This window comes from Streptomyces actuosus, assembly GCF_016921115.1.
Lineage (GTDB): Bacteria > Actinomycetota > Actinomycetes > Streptomycetales > Streptomycetaceae > Streptomyces > Streptomyces actuosus_A.
Genome location: NZ_JAFFZS010000004.1, coordinates 159,727 through 178,190, shown reverse-complemented (window position 1 = coordinate 178,190; position 18,464 = coordinate 159,727). Strand labels below are relative to the sequence as shown.

The 18,464-nt window shown below is 73.7% G+C and carries 18 protein-coding genes and 1 pseudogene; 9 read left to right on the top strand and 10 right to left on the bottom strand.

Annotated features, from left to right (window positions below):
• Nucleotide 1 precedes the first annotated feature (1 nt).
• Nucleotides 2-796 (bottom strand): methyltransferase domain-containing protein, encoded by a 795-nt coding sequence (locus tag JS756_RS07745; RefSeq protein WP_205382248.1) that lies wholly within the window; start codon nt 794-796, stop codon nt 2-4.
• Between the two features lie 186 nt (nt 797-982).
• Here JS756_RS07745 and JS756_RS07740 point away from each other — a divergent pair, with 186 nt between their 5' ends.
• On the top strand, nt 983-2,101 hold the full coding sequence (locus JS756_RS07740) for a magnesium and cobalt transport protein CorA (protein ID WP_205382247.1): 1,119 nt from the start codon (nt 983-985) through the stop codon (nt 2,099-2,101).
• Nucleotides 2,102-2,125: 24 nt separating this feature from the next.
• On the opposite strand, the gene JS756_RS07735 is transcribed toward JS756_RS07740, so the two are convergent.
• Entirely contained in the window at nt 2,126-2,560 is a 435-nt protein-coding gene (locus JS756_RS07735) for a CBS domain-containing protein (RefSeq protein ID WP_205382246.1), read from the bottom strand.
• A gap of 106 nt (nt 2,561-2,666) precedes the next feature.
• Nucleotides 2,667-3,317 carry a nucleoside/nucleotide kinase family protein gene (locus tag JS756_RS07730; protein WP_205382386.1) on the bottom strand — a complete coding sequence of 217 codons (651 nt, stop codon included), beginning with the start codon at nt 3,315-3,317 and terminating at the stop codon, nt 2,667-2,669.
• A 149-nt stretch (nt 3,318-3,466) separates the two neighbouring features.
• On the opposite strand from JS756_RS07730, the gene JS756_RS07725 reads away from it, so the two are divergent.
• The 3 genes from JS756_RS07725 (at nt 3,467) to JS756_RS07715 (ending at nt 6,688) form a co-directional block, all read left to right on the top strand.
• The gene (locus JS756_RS07725; RefSeq protein WP_205382245.1) at nt 3,467-4,171 is read left to right on the top strand and encodes a DUF2293 domain-containing protein; all 705 of its coding nucleotides are present in this window, start codon (nt 3,467-3,469) and stop codon (nt 4,169-4,171) included.
• Nucleotides 4,172-4,544: 373 nt separating this feature from the next.
• Nucleotides 4,545-5,024 (top strand): anthrone oxygenase family protein, encoded by a 480-nt coding sequence (locus tag JS756_RS07720; RefSeq protein WP_205382244.1) that lies wholly within the window; start codon nt 4,545-4,547, stop codon nt 5,022-5,024.
• 176 nt (nt 5,025-5,200) lie between these two features.
• A complete protein-coding gene (locus tag JS756_RS07715; protein WP_205382243.1) occupies nt 5,201-6,688 on the top strand; it encodes a glutamate synthase subunit beta in 1,488 nt (495 codons plus the stop codon).
• 138 nt (nt 6,689-6,826) lie between these two features.
• Here JS756_RS07715 and JS756_RS07710 read toward each other — a convergent pair whose 3' ends face one another.
• From JS756_RS07710 to JS756_RS07700, 3 genes are all read right to left on the bottom strand, one after another.
• Nucleotides 6,827-7,639, bottom strand: a complete 813-nt coding sequence (locus tag JS756_RS07710) for an SAM-dependent methyltransferase (protein ID WP_205382242.1) — start codon at nt 7,637-7,639, stop codon at nt 6,827-6,829.
• 83 nt (nt 7,640-7,722) lie between these two features.
• A complete protein-coding gene (locus tag JS756_RS07705; RefSeq protein ID WP_205382241.1) occupies nt 7,723-7,998 on the bottom strand; it encodes a DUF397 domain-containing protein in 276 nt (91 codons plus the stop codon).
• The gene (locus JS756_RS07700; RefSeq protein WP_205382240.1) at nt 7,999-8,859 is read right to left on the bottom strand and encodes a Sco1979 family transcriptional regulator; all 861 of its coding nucleotides are present in this window, start codon (nt 8,857-8,859) and stop codon (nt 7,999-8,001) included.
• A gap of 260 nt (nt 8,860-9,119) precedes the next feature.
• On the opposite strand from JS756_RS07700, the gene JS756_RS07695 reads away from it, so the two are divergent.
• The 3 genes and pseudogenes from JS756_RS07695 (at nt 9,120) to JS756_RS07685 (ending at nt 12,353) form a co-directional block, all read left to right on the top strand.
• Nucleotides 9,120-9,797, top strand: coding sequence for an ATP-binding protein (locus JS756_RS07695; protein ID WP_205382239.1), 678 nt, complete (start codon nt 9,120-9,122; stop codon nt 9,795-9,797).
• Nucleotides 9,788-10,231, top strand: coding sequence for a hypothetical protein (locus JS756_RS07690; RefSeq protein ID WP_205382238.1), 444 nt, complete (start codon nt 9,788-9,790; stop codon nt 10,229-10,231). The genes JS756_RS07695 and JS756_RS07690 overlap by 10 nt, the downstream gene beginning before the upstream one ends.
• A 252-nt stretch (nt 10,232-10,483) precedes the next feature.
• A pseudogene (locus tag JS756_RS07685) lies at nt 10,484-12,353 on the top strand (ABC transporter ATP-binding protein).
• Nucleotides 12,354-12,359: 6 nt separating this feature from the next.
• On the opposite strand, the gene JS756_RS07680 reads toward JS756_RS07685, so the two are convergent.
• Both JS756_RS07680 and JS756_RS07675 read right to left on the bottom strand, forming a co-directional pair.
• Complete coding sequence (locus JS756_RS07680; protein ID WP_205382237.1) at nt 12,360-12,533, bottom strand: DUF8839 family protein; 174 nt, start codon at nt 12,531-12,533, stop codon at nt 12,360-12,362.
• A 783-nt stretch (nt 12,534-13,316) separates the two neighbouring features.
• Nucleotides 13,317-15,215 (bottom strand): FUSC family protein, encoded by a 1,899-nt coding sequence (locus JS756_RS07675; RefSeq protein ID WP_307790395.1) that lies wholly within the window; start codon nt 15,213-15,215, stop codon nt 13,317-13,319.
• Between the two features lie 314 nt (nt 15,216-15,529).
• On the opposite strand from JS756_RS07675, the gene JS756_RS07670 reads away from it, so the two are divergent.
• Together JS756_RS07670 and JS756_RS07665 are read left to right on the top strand one after the other, a co-directional pair.
• Nucleotides 15,530-15,946, top strand: coding sequence for a RidA family protein (locus JS756_RS07670; RefSeq protein WP_205382235.1), 417 nt, complete (start codon nt 15,530-15,532; stop codon nt 15,944-15,946).
• Nucleotides 15,943-16,437, top strand: coding sequence for a GNAT family N-acetyltransferase (locus JS756_RS07665; protein WP_205382234.1), 495 nt, complete (start codon nt 15,943-15,945; stop codon nt 16,435-16,437). Before JS756_RS07670 ends, JS756_RS07665 begins: the two co-directional genes overlap by 4 nt.
• A gap of 54 nt (nt 16,438-16,491) precedes the next feature.
• Here the strand turns inward: JS756_RS07665 and JS756_RS07660 are convergent, their stop codons facing one another.
• The gene (locus JS756_RS07660) at nt 16,492-17,541 is read right to left on the bottom strand and encodes an alpha/beta fold hydrolase (protein ID WP_205382233.1); all 1,050 of its coding nucleotides are present in this window, start codon (nt 17,539-17,541) and stop codon (nt 16,492-16,494) included.
• A gap of 71 nt (nt 17,542-17,612) precedes the next feature.
• Nucleotides 17,613-18,422 carry a uracil-DNA glycosylase gene (locus JS756_RS07655; protein WP_205382232.1) on the bottom strand — a complete coding sequence of 270 codons (810 nt, stop codon included), beginning with the start codon at nt 18,420-18,422 and terminating at the stop codon, nt 17,613-17,615.
• Between the last annotated feature and the right edge of the window lie 42 nt (nt 18,423-18,464).

Sequence of the window (18,464 nt, the reverse complement as noted above, 5' to 3'; positions counted from 1 at the left end):
GCTACCGCTTGCGGCCCCAGGCGGAGATCAACGGGGCCGTGGCCAGGTCCATCGCTCCGGAGGCGATGTTGGACAGGTGGCGGTCGACGTCCCCGTCCGTCGCGAGCCCGGCGGCGACGAGCCGGCCGCGGACCTGACGGATCGCCGCGGACTCCAGGGCGACGCAGGCGGCCGAGGCGAGGGGGAAGTAGGCGTCGGCCTCGACGCGCTGGAGGCCGGCCTCGCGCAGCAGGCGCGGGAGCCGGCGGCCGTAGGACAGGTCGGCGCCGCTGTCGGCGAGCAGCGTGCGGAAGCCGTGTCGCAGCCGGTTGGCGAGTTGCTGCTCGGGGCCGTGCTCGTCGGGGCAGGCCAGTGGCTGCAGGGAGGGGTCGGCGTCCTCCAGCAGCAGCCGTCCGCCGGGCCGCAGGACCTCGACCATGTGCGCCAACGCCCGCTCCCGGTCCGGCACATGAACGAGCACGAGCCGGGCATGGACCAGGTCGAAGCTCTCCGCAGGGGGCTCGTCCGACCCGACGTCGTGGACGCGCACCTCCACCGGCTGACGGGCCACCCCGGCCAGCCGTGTGGTGTCGATGTCGGTGGCGACGACCTTGCCGGTGGGCCCGACCTTCTTGGCCAGCCAGGACACCACCGACGTGCCTCCGGCGCCGACCTCCCAGCAGCGCCAGCCGGGTCCGACGCCGAGCCCCTCGAGGTGCCGGAAGGTGGTCGGGTCGAAAAGGTCGGCGAAGGCGCCGAAGCGCTCCGCCGCCTCACTCTGCCGGTTGTCCAGGAGATACCCGTCGGTTCGCGTCATGCCGTGATCATCCCAGTTTGCGCGTCGGTCCGGACAGGACGACGCTCCGGAGCGCCCGCGTCCACGGGCGGGAACCAAGTGGAACCTGCCCTTTCCACAGGCTCGCACGAGGGTGTCACCGCCCTGGCAGACTGACGTGCCACGCCGCCGAACGCGGCGCGAGGAGATCGACGCGAGGAGATCCCCATGACGATGGCAGGGAACCTGCGGAAGGTCACGGGCAGGGTCGGTGGCCTGCGCAGGGTGGCCCGGCTGACCCGGCGGCGCGTCCGCGTCGACCTCAGCCATCCGGCCCGCTCCCCGCTGGGGTCCGCGGTGGTGAACTGCGTGACCTATCAGGACGGCGTCCGGGAGGCCGGAGACGACCTGCTCGACTCCGTACGCCGGGTCCGCAGGAGCGGGGACGGCTTCGTCTGGCTCGGACTGCACGAGCCCACCGACGAGGAGTTCGCGGGCATCGCCGAGTTGTTCGACCTGCACCCGCTGGCGGTGGAGGACGCCATCGAGGCCCATCAGCGCCCCAAGGTCGAGCGGTACGGCGAGACGCTGTTCGCGGTGTTCAAGACGGTCTGCTACGTCGAGCACGAGGAACTCACCGCGACGAGCGAGGTGGTGCACACCGGCGAGATCATGGTCTTCGTCGGCCAGGACTTCGTCGTCACCGTACGGCACGGCCGGCACGGATCCCTGGGCCCGCTGCGCGAGGAGCTGGAGTCCGATCCGCAGCAGCTCGCCAAGGGGCCGTCGGCGGTGCTGCACGCGGTGGCGGACCACGTCGTCGACGAGTACCTCAATGCCACCGACGCCGTGCAGGCGGACATCGAACAGGTCGAGACCGACGTGTTCGCGGAGGACGGCGCGCGGGTCGATCCGGGGCGGATCTACCAGCTCAAGCGTGAACTGCTGGAGCTGAAGCGGGCCGTGGTCCCGCTCGGCCGGCCGTTGCTGGATCTCGCCGGCCGGCCGATGCGGGTCGTCGACCCGGAGATACAGGCCTACTTCCGCGACGTCTCCGACCACCTCCTGCGGGCGACCGAGCAGATAGCCGCCTTCGACGAGTTGCTCAACTCGATCCTCCAGGCGCACCTCGCCCAGGTCACGGTCGCGCAGAACGAGGACATGCGGAAGATCACGGCGTGGGCGGCGGTCATCGCCGTGCCGACGATGGTGTGCGGTGTGTACGGGATGAACTTCGACCACATGCCGGAGCTGCACTGGCGGTACGGCTACGGCCTGGTGATCGCAGTGATATCCGTGGCCTGTCTGGTGCTCTACCGGGGCTTCCGGCGCAACGGCTGGCTCTGACTGGCCGGGGCCGGAGCCGCGGCGTCAGTGCGCCGAGGGCGCGGACCTGGCGTAGACGTGCTCGGCCCAGGATCCGATCTGCTCCTCGGTGAGGTGCTGGGCGAGGTCCGCCTCGCTGATCATGCCGACCAGGCGCTTGTTGTCGATGACGGGCAGCCTGCGGATCTGGTGATCCTGCATCTCGCGCAGCACGTCGCCGACGTCGGCGTCCGCGTCGATCCAGCGCGGGGTGCCCTGGGCGAGTTCGCCCGCGGTGACCTTGGACGGGTCGCGGCCCATGGCGACGCAGCCGACGACGATGTCGCGGTCGGTGAGGATGCCGCAGAGCCGCTCGTTGTGGTCGCTGATCGGCAGGGCGCCGACGCCGAGCTCGCGCATCAGTTGTGCTGCGCGGTCCAGGGTCTCGTGGGTGGGGATCCACTGGGCGCCCCGGTGCATGATGTCTCGGGCGGTGGTCATGGAATACCTCCCTGAGCCGGGCGGCCGGCGCGGCGCAGGACGCACCACTGTCCCGGCGTCCTACATTCTCGCCGCGCCGAACGCCGCCCGCACCTCTGCCGCGGGCTCAGCCGCCGAAGCCGCCCCACGCCGGACGCCGGGGGTCGTCGGCGCGCACCAGGACGTCGGCCGTGGCGCCCGGGTCGGTCTCCTGCTCGTAGCGCGCGTAGGCGGGCAGGGTCCAGTGCTCGGACGCGGGGGTACGCCGGCGCAGGGCGGCCGGGGAGAGGAGGACGTGGACCGAGAGGTCGAAGGGGAACCAGTGCCTGAGGAGGAGCGGGCCGTGCAGCAACAGCATTCCTCCGGGCGGGAGTCGGACGTAGGGGCTGCGGGTGGCGCGGTCGGTGTCGGGGTCGCGGAGGTCGGGCAGGATCCGCCCGTCACCGCCCGGTTCGAGCGGGCCGAACACCTCGCGCCACAGCGCGCCGGTGTCGAGCCAGCCGTCGTAGTAGGCCTCGACGTCCTGCCGGCCGTGCTCCAGGCGGAGCGAGGCGGGCCGCAGGAAGCCGTGTGTGCCGACGACGCGGGAGGCGCGGCCGCGCAGGCGCAGTGCCTCGGCGACGCGGTCGGCGAGGTCTCCGGGGCGGGCGGCCGGGGCGCCGTCGAAAGCGACGCGCGGCCAGGGTCCGCCGTCCGCCGGCTCCAGGTCGAGCAGCCGCTCGGCGAGGCGGTCGGCGAGCCGGTCCCAGGTGATCGCTTCGAGTCGCACGGGCCCCATCATGCGCCGCCGGCAGCGTGCCGTGGAGCCCGGCCCCGGGGCGGCACGGCTCCGTGCGTCCGCGACGGGCCCCGCGGTCGATTCTCCGAGGGGACGGATCGCGAGGGTGCCGGGGTGGATCGCGGCGGCGTCGCGGGCATGAACGGGGTATGGCAGGCACCGCCGTCCCGTGGGCCCGTACCTCGCTCGTCGTCGTGCAACCGCTGCGGCGCAAGCACTGTGCGGCGTGCCGGCGCGGCCCGCTGCCGCTGCTGGTGCTGGAGGACCGGGCGCCCCGCTGCCTGGGCTGCGCAGACCTCGGTCACCTGGTGTTCCTGCCGCGCGGGGACACGGCGTTGACCCGCAGGTCGCGGGAGGAGAGCGCGCTGTCGGTGGTCGTCGTGCGGTTCAACCGGCGCAGGGGGCGGTACGAACGGCAGGGCGTTCTCGTCGAGGAGGCGGGTCTCGCGCGGGCGGAGGCGCGGTGCCTGGCGGACGCGGAGGCGAGGCGGCGCCGTCGGGCGCGGGACGCCGGACGGCGGTCCGCGGAGGATGCCAGGTTCGCGGAGGCGTTCGCGGCCGAGGTACGGCGGGTGTTCCCCCGCTGCCCGGCCGAGCGGGCCGGAGCGATCGCCTGGCACGCCTCGGTGCGGGGCAGCGGGCGCGTGGGGCGGAGCGCGGAGGGACGGGCGCTGACCGAGCGGGCGGTGGTCTCGGCGGTGGCGGCCTCCGTGCGGCACCTGGACACGCCGTACGACGCGCTGCTGATGAGCGGGGTCCCGCGGCAGGAGGCCCGGCGGCGGATCGCTGCGGGTGTGGAGAGGGTGCTGAGGGACTGGCGGAGCAGCGATGGGGACGGAGGCAGGGGCGGGTGAGAGGTTGCCGGGTTCAGCGTCCTCCCGGGGCCGTGCCCGATCGCCCCGGTGGCCGGCTCCGTACCCGGCGCTCGTGCCGATGCCGGGGTCGGGCGACCGGTCCGGGCGGGCCCGGGCCGGTCGGCGCAGGCCGGTTTCCGGGCCGAGCGGCCGGGGCGGAGGGCAGATCCCTCCGACCGGACCGGCAGGCGGGAATGCGCGCGAGGGGCCGTATCGGACGGCCGGCGCCGGGGGCGATGCTGGACGGCCGCGTATGCGGCCGGGCGACTCGGCCATGGTCGTCGGGCGCGCTGTGCGGATTGACTGAGGTGTGCCGGACGGCGCCGGGCTCCGGGCGGGGCCCACGGCTCTACGGGCGGGAGTTGACGCTGAGATGATCCACGGACCGTATTGGGTCATGACCGTGCTGGGGGTCCTGGCGACGGGTTTGATGGCCGGTGTCTTCGCCGCGTTCTCGCTGCTGGTCATGCGCGGCCTGGCGGCGCTTCCGCCGGCTCAGGGCGTCGCGGCGATGAACGCGATCAACGCGGCCGCGACGACACCGGCGTTCATGGTCGTGTTCGCCGGGGCGGGCGTGGTGTGCGCGGTGATCGCGGTGGTCACGTTCGTGCTGTGGCCGGACGGGGGAACGGCCGAGCTGCTGCTGGGCAGTGCGATGTACCTGGTCGGGGCGTTCGGGGTGACCGCGGTGGCGAACGTCCCGCGCAACGACACGCTGATGCGGCTGGAACCGGGCGCCCCGCAGGCGGTGGCCTACTGGCCGTCGTACGTGCGCCAGTGGACGCGGTGGAACCACGTCCGGACCGCTTCCTCGGCCGCGGCGGCGCTGACGTACCTGCTCGCCCTGGTCTGAGCCGCCTGATCGTCCCGGCCCGTGCGGGCGGGGAGCGCCCGCGGGCACCGGCCGGACCCCTGGGGAAAGCGCTGTCCGTCCCTCTGCGCACGGGACCGGCCGGACGTATCGTGGCCGGAAGGGTGTGCCGCCCGATGACGCACGGCCTGTCGTACGCGGACGCAAGGATGACGGCCATGGCCGATCCCAAGGGTTTCATGACGACGCCCCGACAGGACTGGGCCCGCCGGCCCGTCGAGGAACGGGTCCGGGACTGGAACGAGGTGTACGTCCCCGGGGCCCTGCTGCCCGTCATCGGCAAGCAGGCCGACCGCTGCATGGACTGCGGGATCCCCTTCTGTCACGAGGCCTGCCCACTGGGCAATCTGATCCCCGAGTGGAACGACCTCGTCTCGCGCGCGGACTGGCACGCGGCGAGCGACCGGCTGCACGCGACGAACAACTTCCCGGAGTTCACGGGGCGGCTGTGCCCGGCCCCGTGCGAGGCGGGGTGTGTGCTGGCGATCAACCAGCCTGCCGTGACGATCAAGAACGTGGAGTGCGCGATCGCCGACCGGGCCTGGGAGGACGGTCTCACCCCGCCCCGGGCGCCCGAGCGGCTGTCGGGGCGGACGGTGGCCGTGATCGGCTCCGGTCCGACCGGGCTGGCCGCGGCCCAGCAGCTGACCCGGGCCGGGCACACCGTCGCCGTGTACGAGAGGGACGACCGGCTCGGCGGGCTGATGCGCTACGGGATACCGGCGTTCAAGATGGAGAAGCGCCACCTGGAGCGGCGGCTGGAGCAGATGCGGGCCGAGGGCACCAAGTTCCGCACCTCCACGGTCGTCGGCCGGGATGTCGGAGCGGCGGAGCTGCGGTCACGCTACGACGCCGTGGTGGTCGCCACCGGCGCGACCGCTTGGCGGGAGCTGCCGGTGCCGGGCCGTGAGCTGGCCGGGATCCATCAGGCCATGGAGTACCTGCCGCTGGCCAATCGGGTGTGCGAGGGCGATCTGGCGCTCTCCCCGCTCTCCGCGGCCGGCAGGCACGTCGTGATCGTGGGGGGCGGCGACACCGGCGCCGACTGCCTGGGCACCGCGGTGCGCGAGGGCGCGGCGTCCGTGACCCAGCTGGACATCTACGGCCGGCCGGGCGCGGAGCGGGACGAGGACACCGAGCCCTGGCCGACGTACCCGAAGGTCTACCGCCTGTCGCCGGCGCACGAGGAGGCACGGGAGCTGGGGACGGCGCCCGCCGCCGACGCCGACGCGCGTCTGTTCGCGGCGTCGACGCTCCGGTTCACCGGCGACGCGGACGGCCGGGTGCGCGGCCTGCACCTGGTCGAGGTGGACGCGCGACGGCGCCCGGTGCCGGGCACCGATCGCACACTCCCCACCGACCTGGTGCTGCTCGCCCTCGGCTTCTCCGGGCCGGACCGGGCGGACGGGCTCGTCGACCAGCTGGGGCTGGCGCTGGAGCCCCGCGGCACGCTCGCGCGGGACACCGGTTTCGCGACCAATGTGCCGGGGGTCTTCGCCGCCGGCGACGCCGCCCGGGGGCAGTCGCTCATCGTGTGGGCGATCGCGGAGGGCCGGGCGGTGGCGGCGGCCGTGGACCGCTACCTGACGGGCGACTCGCGGCTGCCGGCGCCGATCGCCCCCGGTGACCGTCCCATGGCGGTCTGACCTCCCCGTCGCGCACCCCGCCGGGGCCGGCGGCCGTCACCGCCGCCCCCGGCGTCGGGCAACGGCCGTCACCGCCGTGCGCCGCGCCGTGGGCCGCCGCGGCTGTCGCCCGCCGGTGCTCGGCGCTGCCGGCGGTGGTCACGGCTTGCGGGCCACCGCCCCGTAGCCCGGGATGACTCCGTCGTCCTGGCCGGGTACGGGCTCGCCCGGTTCCGGGTGCCACTTGTGGACGATCTCCACGCCCGGTTCGACCAGTTCCAACCCGTCGAAGAAGCGGGTGAACTCCGCGCGGGAGCGCAGGGCCAGGGTGACGCCGGCCGCCTTGAGCTTCTCGGTGGCGGCGGCCGACTGCTCGGGGGTGAAGTCGGCGGTGGCGTGGGTCATCACCAGGTGGCTGCCGGAGGGGAGTTCGGCCAGCAGGCGCTGGACGAGGTCGTGCGCCCCGTCCTCGTCGGAGACGAAATGCAGCAGGGCGACGAGGGACAGTGCGATCGGCCGGCCGAAGTCGAGCGCCTTCCGGGCGCCCTCGACGATCGTGGCCGGATCCCGTACGTCGGCCTGGAGGTATTCCGTCGCTCCCTCCTCGGTGCTGCGCAGCAGGGCGGCGGCGTGGGCGAGCACGACGGGGTCGTTGTCGCAGTAGACGACGCGGGCGTCGGGGGCGACATCCTGTGCGACCTGGTGCAGGTTGGGCTCGGTGGGGATGCCCGTGCCGACGTCCAGGAACTGCCGGACGCCGGCGCCGGCGAGCCAACGGGTGGCCCGGTGCATGAAGGCGCGGTTGACTCGTGCCATCACCGGCACGCGGGGGTCGAGGGCGAGCATCTGCCGCCCCATCTCCTCGTCGACGGGGTAGTTGTCCTTGCCGCCGAGGTACCAGTCGTACATCCGCGCGGGGTGCGGCCTGCTGGTGTCGATCCGGTCGGCGCCGGCGGTGTCCTGCCCGGTCATACGGCACTCCGTGAGCATGGGATCCGAAGAGTGATCAAGTCAGCACCACGACAAGTAAGTCGGAGCGAGAAAAAGACACACGTTCAGGACAGCAGGAAGTCCGCCTCCCCGGCCTTGGCACCCTCGATGAACGCGGTCATCTCGTCGGAGGTGTAGATCAGGGCCGGCCCGTCGGGATCGGTGGACTGGCGGACGGCGATCCGGCCGTCGGCGAGTTTCATCGCCTCCAGGCAGTTGCCGCCGTTGCCGCCGCTCCACGGCTTGTGCCAGCCCTCGCTGCCCAGCTCCCGGGCGGGCATGCCGTTGTAGATCCGCTGGGCGCGGCTCCCCGGCTTGTGCGGGGACGTGATGCGATCCATTCACAACTCCTTGCGGAGATCCTGGTGGATCTCCTTCGTGCGATGAGCCGTGGCGGCCTGGGCCGCCACGCGGTCCATGACCTCGAGATGGGTGGCCACCTCGTGGCGCGCGTCGAGGTAGACGGCGCCGGTCAGGTACTCGCTGTAGACCATGTCCGGCAGTTCGGGCATGGCGAACCGGAAGAGCACGAACGGCCCGTACGTGCCCGGGTGCGGGCCGGCGGAGAACTCGGCGACCTGCAGGGTGACATGGGGCAGCTGCGCGGCGTCGAGGAGCTTGTCGAACTGGGCGCGCATCGTCTGCGGGCCACCGACGGGGCGACGCAGCGCGGTCTCGTCCATGACGACCCACAGGCGGGGCGCGCCCTGGCGGGTGAGCAGGGCCTGGCGCTGCATGCGCAGTGCGACGTGGCGCTCGATGTCGTCGGGGCTGGTCCGGCCGATGGCGCCCGAGGTCAGCACCGCGCGCGCGTAGTCCTCGGTCTGGAGCAGGCCGGGCACGAAGTGCGGCTCGTACTGGCGGATCAGGGCGGCGGCGCCCTCCAGGCTGACGTGCATGGAGAACCAGCCGGGCAGGATGTCGTGGAACCGCTGCCACCAGCCGGGTCTATTGGCCTCCTCGGCGAGTTGCACGAAGGTCTCGGCCTCCTCGTCGCCGACCCCGTAGGCCTTCAGCAACAGTTGGAGGTAGGGGATCTTGAGGGAGACCTCGGCCATCTCCATGCGGCGGACGGTGGCGGGCGCGACACGCAGGACGCGGGCGGCCTCCTCACGCTTGAGACCGGCGCGCTCCCTCAGATCCAGCAGGCGACGACCGAGAACGACCTGCCCGACTGTCGGCGCGGACCGCGGTTCACTCACGCTCCACCTCCATCAAGGGCCCTGGGCGGGCGTTCTCCGGCCCCTGCCCACCGTCCGGCAACACGGCGACGTCAAAAGAATCCTGACAGCCCAGCGGCGCCATTCGAAGACCCGTTCGAAGATCTTCGAGGATCCCCGATGGCCCAACTGGCGCCGCTGCAGATGCTGTTGCGAGCAGTGTGCCACGGCCGTTCACTGCGTCATACAGCACTCTGCATTTTTCAGAGTGACACTTGCCAAGTGTTCACGGCGGGGAGATAGTGGCAAGCGTGATTCCGTCCGCGCCCTTAGGAACAGACGCCGCAGACCACTTCGGTCTCCCGGCCGATGGAAGTCCCCTCGCCGGACGCCGGTTCCGTTTCGAGCTGGCCGCACATCCGAGTTCTCCCGCACGGGCCAGACGTCTGACGCGGGCCCGGCTGAACGGCTGGGAGGTGTGCGAGGACACCTGCGACACCGCGGCTCTGGTCGTATCGGAGCTCGTCACGAACGCGGTCGTGCACACCGCGAGCAGAGTGGTCGTGTGCGAACTGCGCGACGGCGGCGACCGGGTGCGCATAGCCGTGCTCGACGAGGGGTGCGCGCCGGGCGGACCGAGCGCGGCACAGGGGCGGCCCGAGGAGGAGCACGGGAGGGGACTGCTTCTCGTCGACACCCTGTGCCACGCATGGGGGGCCCATGAACACGGGCCCGGCCTGCTCGTGTGGGCCGAGCTTCCACGGCAGGCCGACCCGCCCGGCACACCCGCAGGGCCCCGGGACGACCTCGGTTGGGGCGCCCGCCCCAAGCCGGGCCCGGCCGACGGGGACCCGGGCGACGGGGACGAGGCACAGCGCACGGAAGCACCACCACAGCAGACGGCAACGGCCCGACGGGCGGGGCGCCGCCCGTCGGGCGACGGCACGGAACACCACGTGGCAGGGGGCGAATGGGCGTGAGCGCCGAATCCGGCCGCCCCCAGGTCCGCAGCATGCACACCCTCGTACGCCTCGGGCGCGGGCTGCATCCGGCACACTCTCCTGGCCGGCTCACCGTGCCCGAGGGCATGACCGCACCACTGGGCTGCGACGCGGTCGCCGTACCCGCCCGGCTCGGGCCACTGCTGCTGCCCCGCCTCCCCCGTGTGGGATGCGTGTACGCCGATGACACCCACTGGTGGTGGATCGTCCCGTCCGACTCGGACTACGCGCTGGACTGGCCGACCCCCACGCGCTACTCCACCGGCGCCGTCCTGCCCGACGCCCGGCGCGCCCCCGGCCTCATCCACCAGCCCGACGACACGGTGCCGTACACGCCGCCGATCCCGCTGTACCTGGCCCTGTGCCGGTTGACGGGAACCACACCGGCCTGGTCACGGCCGGTCAGCGCGTAGCGCCGTACCGTCCCGCCCTCCGGTTGCGCGCCGCTCGCTCCGGCGCACACCCCGGGGCCGCACTCCCCCGCCACCGCGGTGTACACCCGCGCACTCCTGCCCTCGCCCCGTACGCCCTGCCCCGGCCGGGCCCGTCCCGCGATAGTGACCCTCCGTCCGCACAGGGGGAGGTCACCGGTGGCGACGAAACCGGACGCACGCGAGGTGTCGGAGTCGGAGCGGCTGCTGTTCGGGGGCCCGCTGCGCTACGACATGGGCTGGAACCAGCATCGGGACGGGTTCGGGGGACTGGGACTCCGATCCATGATCACCCGGCTGCCCTCCCTGCTCTCCGCCAGTCTCCGGCTGGCCCGCCGGGCCGACCGGCGCGCCGCGCGGACGGTGCTGGTCGCCGAGGTCTGCCGGGGCGCGGCACAGGCCGTGGGCCTGATCGCGGTCAACAGCGTCCTCGCCCGCCTGATCGGGGCCGGCACGATCGGGGAGCGACTGCACGGCGCCGCCCCGGCGCTGGCCGCCATGGCCGCCGTGCTGCTGCTGTCGGCGCTGCTGCGGGCGGTGTCGACGCATGCCACCGGGCGCCTGGAACCGAAGGTGGAGCGGGTGGCGACGGAGCTGTACCTGGAGCGGGCCGCCGCCGTGGAGCTGTCCGCGATCGAGGACCACGCCTTCCACAAGCTGCTGGACACCGCGCAGTACGGCGCCGCCTCGGCCCGCCGGATGATCACGTACGGTGCGCGCGTCGTGAATGCGGTGATCTCGCTGGCCGCAGCGGCCGGCGTACTGACCGTGCTGCATCCGCTCCTGCTGCCGCTGCTCGTGACGATGACCCTGCCCAGCGCCTGGAACTCGCTGGCCCATGCCCGACGACACTACGAGTCGTTCCACACCTGGGTGCAGCACGCGCGCGCGGGACACCTGCTCAGCAGCCTGCTGACGGAACCGGCGGCGGCGCCGGAGATCCGGGTGCACGGCGTCGGTCCGTTCCTGCTGCGCCACTTCCGCGCCATGGCGGAGACCGCGGAGGCGGAGCAGGCCCGGCTGGCCCGGCTCGCGGCCCGCACCGGTCTGATCGCCGCGGCCTGGACGGGGCTGGCGACCACCGCGACGTACGCCACACTCGGCGGGCTGCTGCTCACCGGGACGATGGCGCTGTCGGTCGCGGGCACCGCCGTGATCGCGATCCGCAGCGGATCGGCGAGCCTGAACACGCTCGTGCAGGAGGTGAACCTGTTGCACGGGGAGGCCCTGTTCGTCGGCGACCTGGAGCGGATGTACGTGGAGGCGGCCGAGCGGGCGATCCCGGTCGGCGGTACGGCGCTGCCGGAGCAGCCGCGCGAGATCTGCTTCGAGAACGTCACCTTCCACTACCCGGGCGACCCCGCGCGCCCCGCCCTCGACGACGTCTCCCTCACCTTGCCGCTGGGCCGGATCGTCGCGCTGGTGGGCGAGAACGGCTCTCCGGCAAGACGACTCTGGTCAAACTGCTCGCGGGGCTGTACGAACCGGACTCGGGAAGGATCCTGTGGGACGGTGTGGACGCGGCGCGGGCCGACCGGCACCGGCTGGCCGAGCGGATCGCGACGGTCGCGCAGGACTTCAAGCGGTCGCCGTTCACCGCCTGGGTCAATGTGACGATCGGCCGCTCGGCGGCCCCCCTGACCGAGGAGCGGATGTCGGCGTCGAACACGGAGGCGGGCGCCGAGGAGGTCGTCGCGGATCTGCCGCGCGGCCTGGACACGCTGCTGGCCCGGACCTTCTCGGGCGGGCACGAGCTGTCGGGAGGGCGGTGGCAGCGGCTCGGTATCGCGCGGGCCGCCTACCGGCGCGGGCAGATCCTGATCGTGGACGAACCGACCGCGGCGCTGGACGCGTGGGCGGAGTCGGAGGTCTTCGACAGGATCCGCGCACGGGCGGCGGCCGGTCAGACCGTCGTACTGATCACGCACCGGCTGGCATCGGTACGTCATGCGGATCTGGTACACGTACTCGATCAGGGACGCCTCGTGGAGTCCGGGAGTCCGGAGGAGCTGCTGGCCTCCGGGGGCTGTACGCCGAGCTGTACGCGCTCCAGGCGCAGCAGTTCGCCGCGGAGGTGACGGTGCCCGCCCCGAAGGCGGGCTGACCCGTCTCACTCCCCCAGGTCGCCACCGCGGACGATCACCAGGAACGTGTCCGTCGCGAGGTCCATGACGACCTCGGCGGGCAGCCCTTCCAGACGCCGCGCATGCGCGAACTCCTCCGCCGGCCACGATCCGCGCGGCCCGCCTGCGGGAAAGCGTTCGAGCACTGTTCGCCCGTTCACCACCCTGCACCTCCAGAAAGCGTTGTACTTGTAGGAGTTAACGCCTTCCCCGGGTCGAAGGGCTCACCCGGTGACGGGACTGAGACATTGTTGACACGCGTTCACCGCGCACGGTGAGGAAGCGATCACCTTGCGCGTTTCCGTGAACACATACCGCATCTCTTGTCGCACGTTGCGTGTCCGGCGCCGCGCCCGCCGCGACACCGGATCCGGCACCGGCGACACCGACGCGAGCGCGCGATCCGGGCACGGAGGCAGGCGCGTCGGATACGCGGCCGGGAGTTCGACGCGAACAGTGCACCACACGCCCTGAGATGAGACGAATGTCCGATCCGATACGGAAAGGTCCGTCAGTTCGACCACGTCCCGTCCACGACGGTTGTCGGCTCGATGCGGGGACGGCCGACCGCGCCCGGCCACAGCCTCGAACAGCCCCTTGCCCCAGTGCTCCTCGCACGGCGTGCGCCCCCGCTCGCGCCAGACGGCCTCCGGGTGCGGTGGTCGTCCCTCCTGGACGGTGGCCGGACGAGCGGGGACCACGGAGAGGGAACGGAACTTGCCACTCCGGCACGGCATTTCCCCACTTCCCTCCCTGGGGCCCGTTCCGGTCGCGCACGGCCGGGCGCGGCGGCGGAGAGGCAGTGACCGAGGCCCCGGTCGACTCCGGCAAGGCGGCTACCGGAACGGTCGCCGAGCGGAGCAACGGAGCCCTCGGTCAACTCGCGGACAGCAGTGGCCGTGCCGACGACCGACGGCGCGGCGCGGGGTGGGGCGGGGCGGGCTTCAGGAAACCACGTCGACCGCGCGCACGCCCACGAGACCCGCCGCGGGGAACCCCGGTGCGGGGAGCCCGACCCGCTCCCGCGTCCGCTCCAGCCGGCCGAGGACGTCCTGGAGTCGACGGAGGTGCCCGGGGGTGAGTCGGCCGGTGTCGTCGAGGTGGACGGCGCACGCGGTCGTCGTGTCCACGAGGCGTTCGAGCAGGCCCGCGACCGCGTCGGTACCCTCGGTGTGCCGGGCGACCGGGGGCAGTTCGGCGGCGGCCGACGCGATCGCCGTACGGGCCTCGGCCAAGGTGCGGTACGCCTCCCGCCGAAGGGTCCAGCGGGCGGCACGGTCCTCGGACCCGGCGAGCACGTGGCCGAGGTGGGCGTACGCCGCCGAGTGCGCCGCGGCCAGCAGGTGCCGCACTCCCCCGCCCCGCCGGCCGGGCATCGGAAGGTGCCCCACGACGAGCACGATCCCGCACGCCAGCAGAGTCTCCCCGATGCGTCCGGCGGAGGCCTGCGGCTCGCCGCCCACCATCACCAGGGCGAGGACGAGGACGGTCACGACAGCGGTCTGCGCGGCGAAGTGCCGCGTGGCGGCGGGAAGGAGAGCCCCGCACACCGCGACGACCACGACGAGCCCCTCCGGCCGGGGCAGCAGGGCGGTGAGCCCGGCGAAGACGGCGGCGCCCAGCACGGTCCCGGCGGCCCGGCACAGCACGCGGGAGACGAGCGGACCGAGGTCGGGCTTGACGAGGAAGACGGCGGTGACGGGCAGCCAGTACCAGTGCGGGTGGCTGCCGTACCAGCGGGCGTGGTGCAGTGCCTGCGCGGCGGCGGCGCCGGCGCCGAAGCAGAGGGCGACACGCATGCCGTACTCGCGACCGCCGCGACCCGAGGCAGCCTTCAGCGCCTGCCGGACGGTCCCCCGGCGCCTGTGCAGATCGCGGCCGCCGTACCCGCGGTCGAAGACCTCCGCGGCGTGCAGCAGGGCGTCGTCGAGGGCGCGCAGGGCGGGGGTGGAGCGATCCGGTGCGGGCAGCGACGCGGTGTGCGCGCGGTCCAGCACGGCGGCGGCCAGGCGCCGGGGACCCGCCGATGCCCGGGGCCCGGCGGGCTCCCCGGCCCAGGCGAGCGCGGTGGCCGCCTCGGCCAGCGGCAGCGCGGCGGCGTACTGCGCGTGCAGCCGGCGCTCGGCGGCACTGGACGCACGGCGCCGCAGGCGGGGCCCGGCCAGAGCGTCCTGGGCCTGGTCGAGCGCGGCGGTGAGAGCGGCACGGCGGGCGCCGGCCTGCGGGGTCCCGGCCCCGTCGAGCAAACCGCCGACCGCGTCGTACACCCGGGCGACGGCCGACCGTTCCCCGTCGAAGCGGAAGTCGCCGCCGGCCAGCGATCCCGGCGTGGGCAGCACCAGCCGCAGCAGCAGCAACCACCCCGCCCCGGCGAGGAAGACGAGTCCCCTCTGCCATCCGGTCTCGGGCAGTGGCATCCCGGCCCCGATCGCGGCGGCCACCAGCACCTGGGTGCCGGCCGCGGAGGCGACCGGGCCGATGGCGCTGACACAGCCGGCGAGCAGCCCGAGCCCGGTCAGCAGCAGGGTGAGCACGACGGCCGAGCTGTGCTGTCCGGCACACGTGCCCGCACAGAGCCCCGCCGCCCCGGCCAGCGCGGGCACCCCGATCCGGCCGACGGCGGCCCGCCGGCTGCCGGGACGGTCATTGATCCCGGCCAGCATGGCGGCGACCGCGGCGACGACCCCGAGGGAAGGGCGGGCGGTGAGCAGCGCGGCCGACAGCAGGGGGCCGGCGGCCAGTGCGCCGCGGGTGACCGCGCTCCAGGGAACCGGTCCTCGCTGTGCACGCAGGGCGTGGGCGAGCCACGGCGGAAGGGCGACGGCGGCGCGGGGGTGTGACACGGGTCTCCTGACCGGTCGAGAGCGGGATGCCTTCGGACGACGGCGGCCGGGCGACGGGGGTGCGCCTACCAGCGTAGATCGCGTCGGTGTCCGGGAGAGGGACAGCCGTATTGCCGACATGTGAAGGCGCCGCGGAACAGGCGCGGGAAAAGGAGGTGCGGGCAGGTGGTGTTTCGCGGACGATCTGTGGCCGGTGCACGCGCCGGCCCGACGGCCCGCCGCCTCTGCGGTCCCGGAGGGCACGCCCGGACAATCGGCCGCACGGCCTGTGCCCGCACGGCCGCCGAACCGACGTTCACGAGGAGCCGCCCCGCATGGACCGCCGCGTCGTCACCTCCCCCGGCCTCCTCCCGCCACCCGCGCACTCCCCCGACTCCGTCGTCCGGGCCGGCACCGGCCTCGCCTTCCGCGCCGGATCCGTACCGCCCGACGCCGACGGCGTCCTGATCGGCGAGGGGGATCCGGCCCGGCAGGCGCGGCGGGTACTCGCCGATCCGGAGCCGCAACCGCACGCGGTCGAGGGCGACTTCGCCCACGTGGTGGTGACCGAGTTCCACGTGGTCGGCGCGGACCACGCGGTGCTGTCGGCCCTGTGGGACGTGGTCACGGCATCCGGGCTGAGTGCCGGGCCGCAGTCGTCGAGGCCGGTCGGGGTGGCCTGCCGCGGCCACGGCGGGCACCTGGTGGAGACCACGGCCACCGCGGTCCCGGCCGAGGGGGCCCGCCCGTGACGGCCTCAGGCGGCTCGCCCAGGAGGCAGCGGCCCGACGTCCTCCTGCGGCGGGCCGTCGTTCCCGACGCCGGTGCGGTGGCCGACGTCTACCTGCGTTCCTTCGCCGAGGCGCTGCCCTCGGTCGTACGGCCGCGGTCGGACGACGCGGTGCGGGACTACCTGCGGGACGTCGTCGTGCCGTTGCGGGAGACCTGGGTCGCGGAGGCCACCGACACGGACGGGGCGCGGATCGTGGGGCTGATGGTGCTCGGGGACGGCCTGCTGTCGCAGCTGTACCTCGATCCCGACTGGCGCGGGCGGGGCATCGGGGACCGGTTCGTCGCTCTCGCCAAGGAGCGGCGACCGCAGGGGCTGGAGTTGTGGACGTTCCAGGTGAACACCCCCGCGCACCGGTTCTACGAGCGGCACGGCTTCACCGCCGTCGAGCACACCGACGGCCACCGGAACGAGGAGCGGGAACCGGACGTGCGGTACGTCTGGAGTCCCTGACCCGTCGGACCGCCCGCACGACCTGCGGGGCCGGTGGTCGATGCCGCCGGTGGACTATCCCGCCGCGTAGCGGTCCGTCGCCGCCACCATCGCCTCGACCGCGCCCGGGGCCCGGGCGTCGTGGCCGACGTCGTCCACGACGACCAACTCGCTGTCCGGCCAGGCGTGGTGGAGGCGCCAGACGATGCCGAGCAGGTTGCCGAAGTCGAGGCTGCCCTGCACGAGCGTGCCCGGGATGCCGTTCAGCCGGTGGGCGTCGCGCAGGATCACCCCCGCGGCGTCGCTCCTGCCGCCGGCCTCCGCGCCCACCCCGTCCGCGTGACGCGCGCCTCCTGCCTCAGCCGCCTCGTCCGCCTCGTCCGCCTCGTCCGCCTCGTTCAGAAAGTGGCCGTTGGCCCAGTAGTGGGTGACGGTCCGGGCGAACCCCATCCGGAACCGCGGATCCTCGTACCGCTCGACCGACCGCGGTGGCGTGGGGATCGTCGCCGTCTCCCAGTCGGTCCAGGCCCGCGCCGCCCGCTCCCGGACCGCGGGATCCGGGGACTCCAGCAGCCGGTTGCAGGCCGCGGCGAGGTTGCCGTGGCGCCGGTCGGCGGGCAGCTCGGAGAGGAACCGCTCGAAGGCCTCCGGGAAGAACTTCCCGAGTCCTCGCGTCAGCAGCTCCACCTCGGCCTCCGACCCGGTCGCGACACCCGTCAGCACCAGCTCGGACACCGCCTCCGGGCAGGTCTGCGCATACCGCAGCGCCAACGCCGACCCCCATGACACGCCCCAGACCAGCCACCGCCCGATATCGAGCCGCCGGCGCAGCAATTCCAGGTCGGCCAGGAGATGCCTCGTCGTGTTCACGCTCATGTCGGTGTCGTAGGCACTCGCGTGCGGTGTCGACCGGCCGCAGCCTCGCTGGTCGAGCAGCACGATCCGGTAGGCGTCCGGGTCGAACAGGCGCCGGGGGAAGGGGCTGCAGCCCGAGCCCGGACCGCCGTGCAGCACGACGGCCGGTTTGCCCCGGGGATTCCCGCACGTCTCCCAGTGGACGCGATTGCCGTCACCGACGTCGAGCATGCCGTGGTCGTACGGTTCGATCTCCGGATAGAGGGGCATCCGGGCAGCCTAGTGCCGCGACCGTTCCGCCGGCCTCGTCGCCAGGGTCCGTCGGCTCAGGTCTTTTCGGCTCAGGTGCCGTCGGCTCGCCGCTCCTCGGGCAGGTGGGGCAGACCCGCCGCGCTCGCCGCCGTGCGCAGCACGTCCCGCAGCATGAGGGGGGTGAGCCGGCCGGTGAAGGTGTTGCGCTGGCTGACGTGGAAGCAGCCGAGGAGTTCCAGTCCGTCGTGCCCCTCCAGCGTCACCCGCGCACCGTGGGCGAACGCGGGCCGCGGCCGGGGAACGGCCCAGCCGGCCTCGGCGAACGCGGGCAGGGCCGCCTGCCAGCCGAAACCGCCCAGGACCAGTACGGCTCGCAGCGTCGGCCGCAGCGACCGCAGCTCCTGCACCAGCCATGGCCGGCACGTGTCCCGTTCCGCGGGGGTGGGCCTGTTGGCCGGCGGTGCGCAGTGCACCGGCGCAGTCACACGGACGCCGTGCAGTTCCAGACCGTCTCCCACGCCCACCGAGGTCGGCTGCGAGGCGAGCCCCACCTCGTACAGCGCCTGGTACAGCACGTCCCCGGAACGGTCACCGGTGAACATCCGGCCGGTGCGGTTCCCGCCGTGCGCCGCGGGCGCGAGGCCGACGATCAGCATCCGGGCGTCGACCGGGCCGAACCCGGGCACCGGTCGTCCCCAGTACGTCCAGTCGGCGAACGCCGCCCGCTTCGTCCGGGCCACCTCCTCCCGCCATCCGACCAGCCGGGGGCAGGCCCGGCAGCCCGCGATCCGCCGGTCGAGCCCGGCGAGTCCTCGTGGGGCGCCGGGGACGGCGGGGGCCGGGAGGGCGGCGCTGTCGTCTGCTGGGTCGGGGCTCCCCGCGGGTGGGCTGGCGCTCATCCCTCCACCGTAGGAAACCGGTCGGAGACGTGCCGTGCGGGG

Bases quoted from the DNA above. Each gene is read 5' to 3' on its own strand.
- JS756_RS07745 (WP_205382248.1), bottom strand. From the start codon at position 796: ATGACGCGAACCGACGGGTATCTCCTGGACAACCGGCAGAGTGAGGCG.
- JS756_RS07740 (WP_205382247.1), top strand. From the start codon at position 983: ATGACGATGGCAGGGAACCTGCGGAAGGTCACGGGCAGGGTCGGTGGC.
- JS756_RS07735 (WP_205382246.1), bottom strand. From the start codon at position 2,560: ATGACCACCGCCCGAGACATCATGCACCGGGGCGCCCAGTGGATCCCC.
- JS756_RS07730 (WP_205382386.1), bottom strand. From the start codon at position 3,317: ATGGGGCCCGTGCGACTCGAAGCGATCACCTGGGACCGGCTCGCCGAC.
- JS756_RS07725 (WP_205382245.1), top strand. From the start codon at position 3,467: ATGGCAGGCACCGCCGTCCCGTGGGCCCGTACCTCGCTCGTCGTCGTG.
- JS756_RS07720 (WP_205382244.1), top strand. From the start codon at position 4,545: ATGATCCACGGACCGTATTGGGTCATGACCGTGCTGGGGGTCCTGGCG.
- JS756_RS07715 (WP_205382243.1), top strand. From the start codon at position 5,201: ATGGCCGATCCCAAGGGTTTCATGACGACGCCCCGACAGGACTGGGCC.
- JS756_RS07710 (WP_205382242.1), bottom strand. From the start codon at position 7,639: ATGACCGGGCAGGACACCGCCGGCGCCGACCGGATCGACACCAGCAGG.
- JS756_RS07705 (WP_205382241.1), bottom strand. From the start codon at position 7,998: ATGGATCGCATCACGTCCCCGCACAAGCCGGGGAGCCGCGCCCAGCGG.
- JS756_RS07690 (WP_205382238.1), top strand. From the start codon at position 9,788: ATGGGCGTGAGCGCCGAATCCGGCCGCCCCCAGGTCCGCAGCATGCAC.
- JS756_RS07670 (WP_205382235.1), top strand. From the start codon at position 15,530: ATGGACCGCCGCGTCGTCACCTCCCCCGGCCTCCTCCCGCCACCCGCG.
- JS756_RS07660 (WP_205382233.1), bottom strand. From the start codon at position 17,541: ATGCCCCTCTATCCGGAGATCGAACCGTACGACCACGGCATGCTCGAC.
- JS756_RS07655 (WP_205382232.1), bottom strand. From the start codon at position 18,422: ATGAGCGCCAGCCCACCCGCGGGGAGCCCCGACCCAGCAGACGACAGC.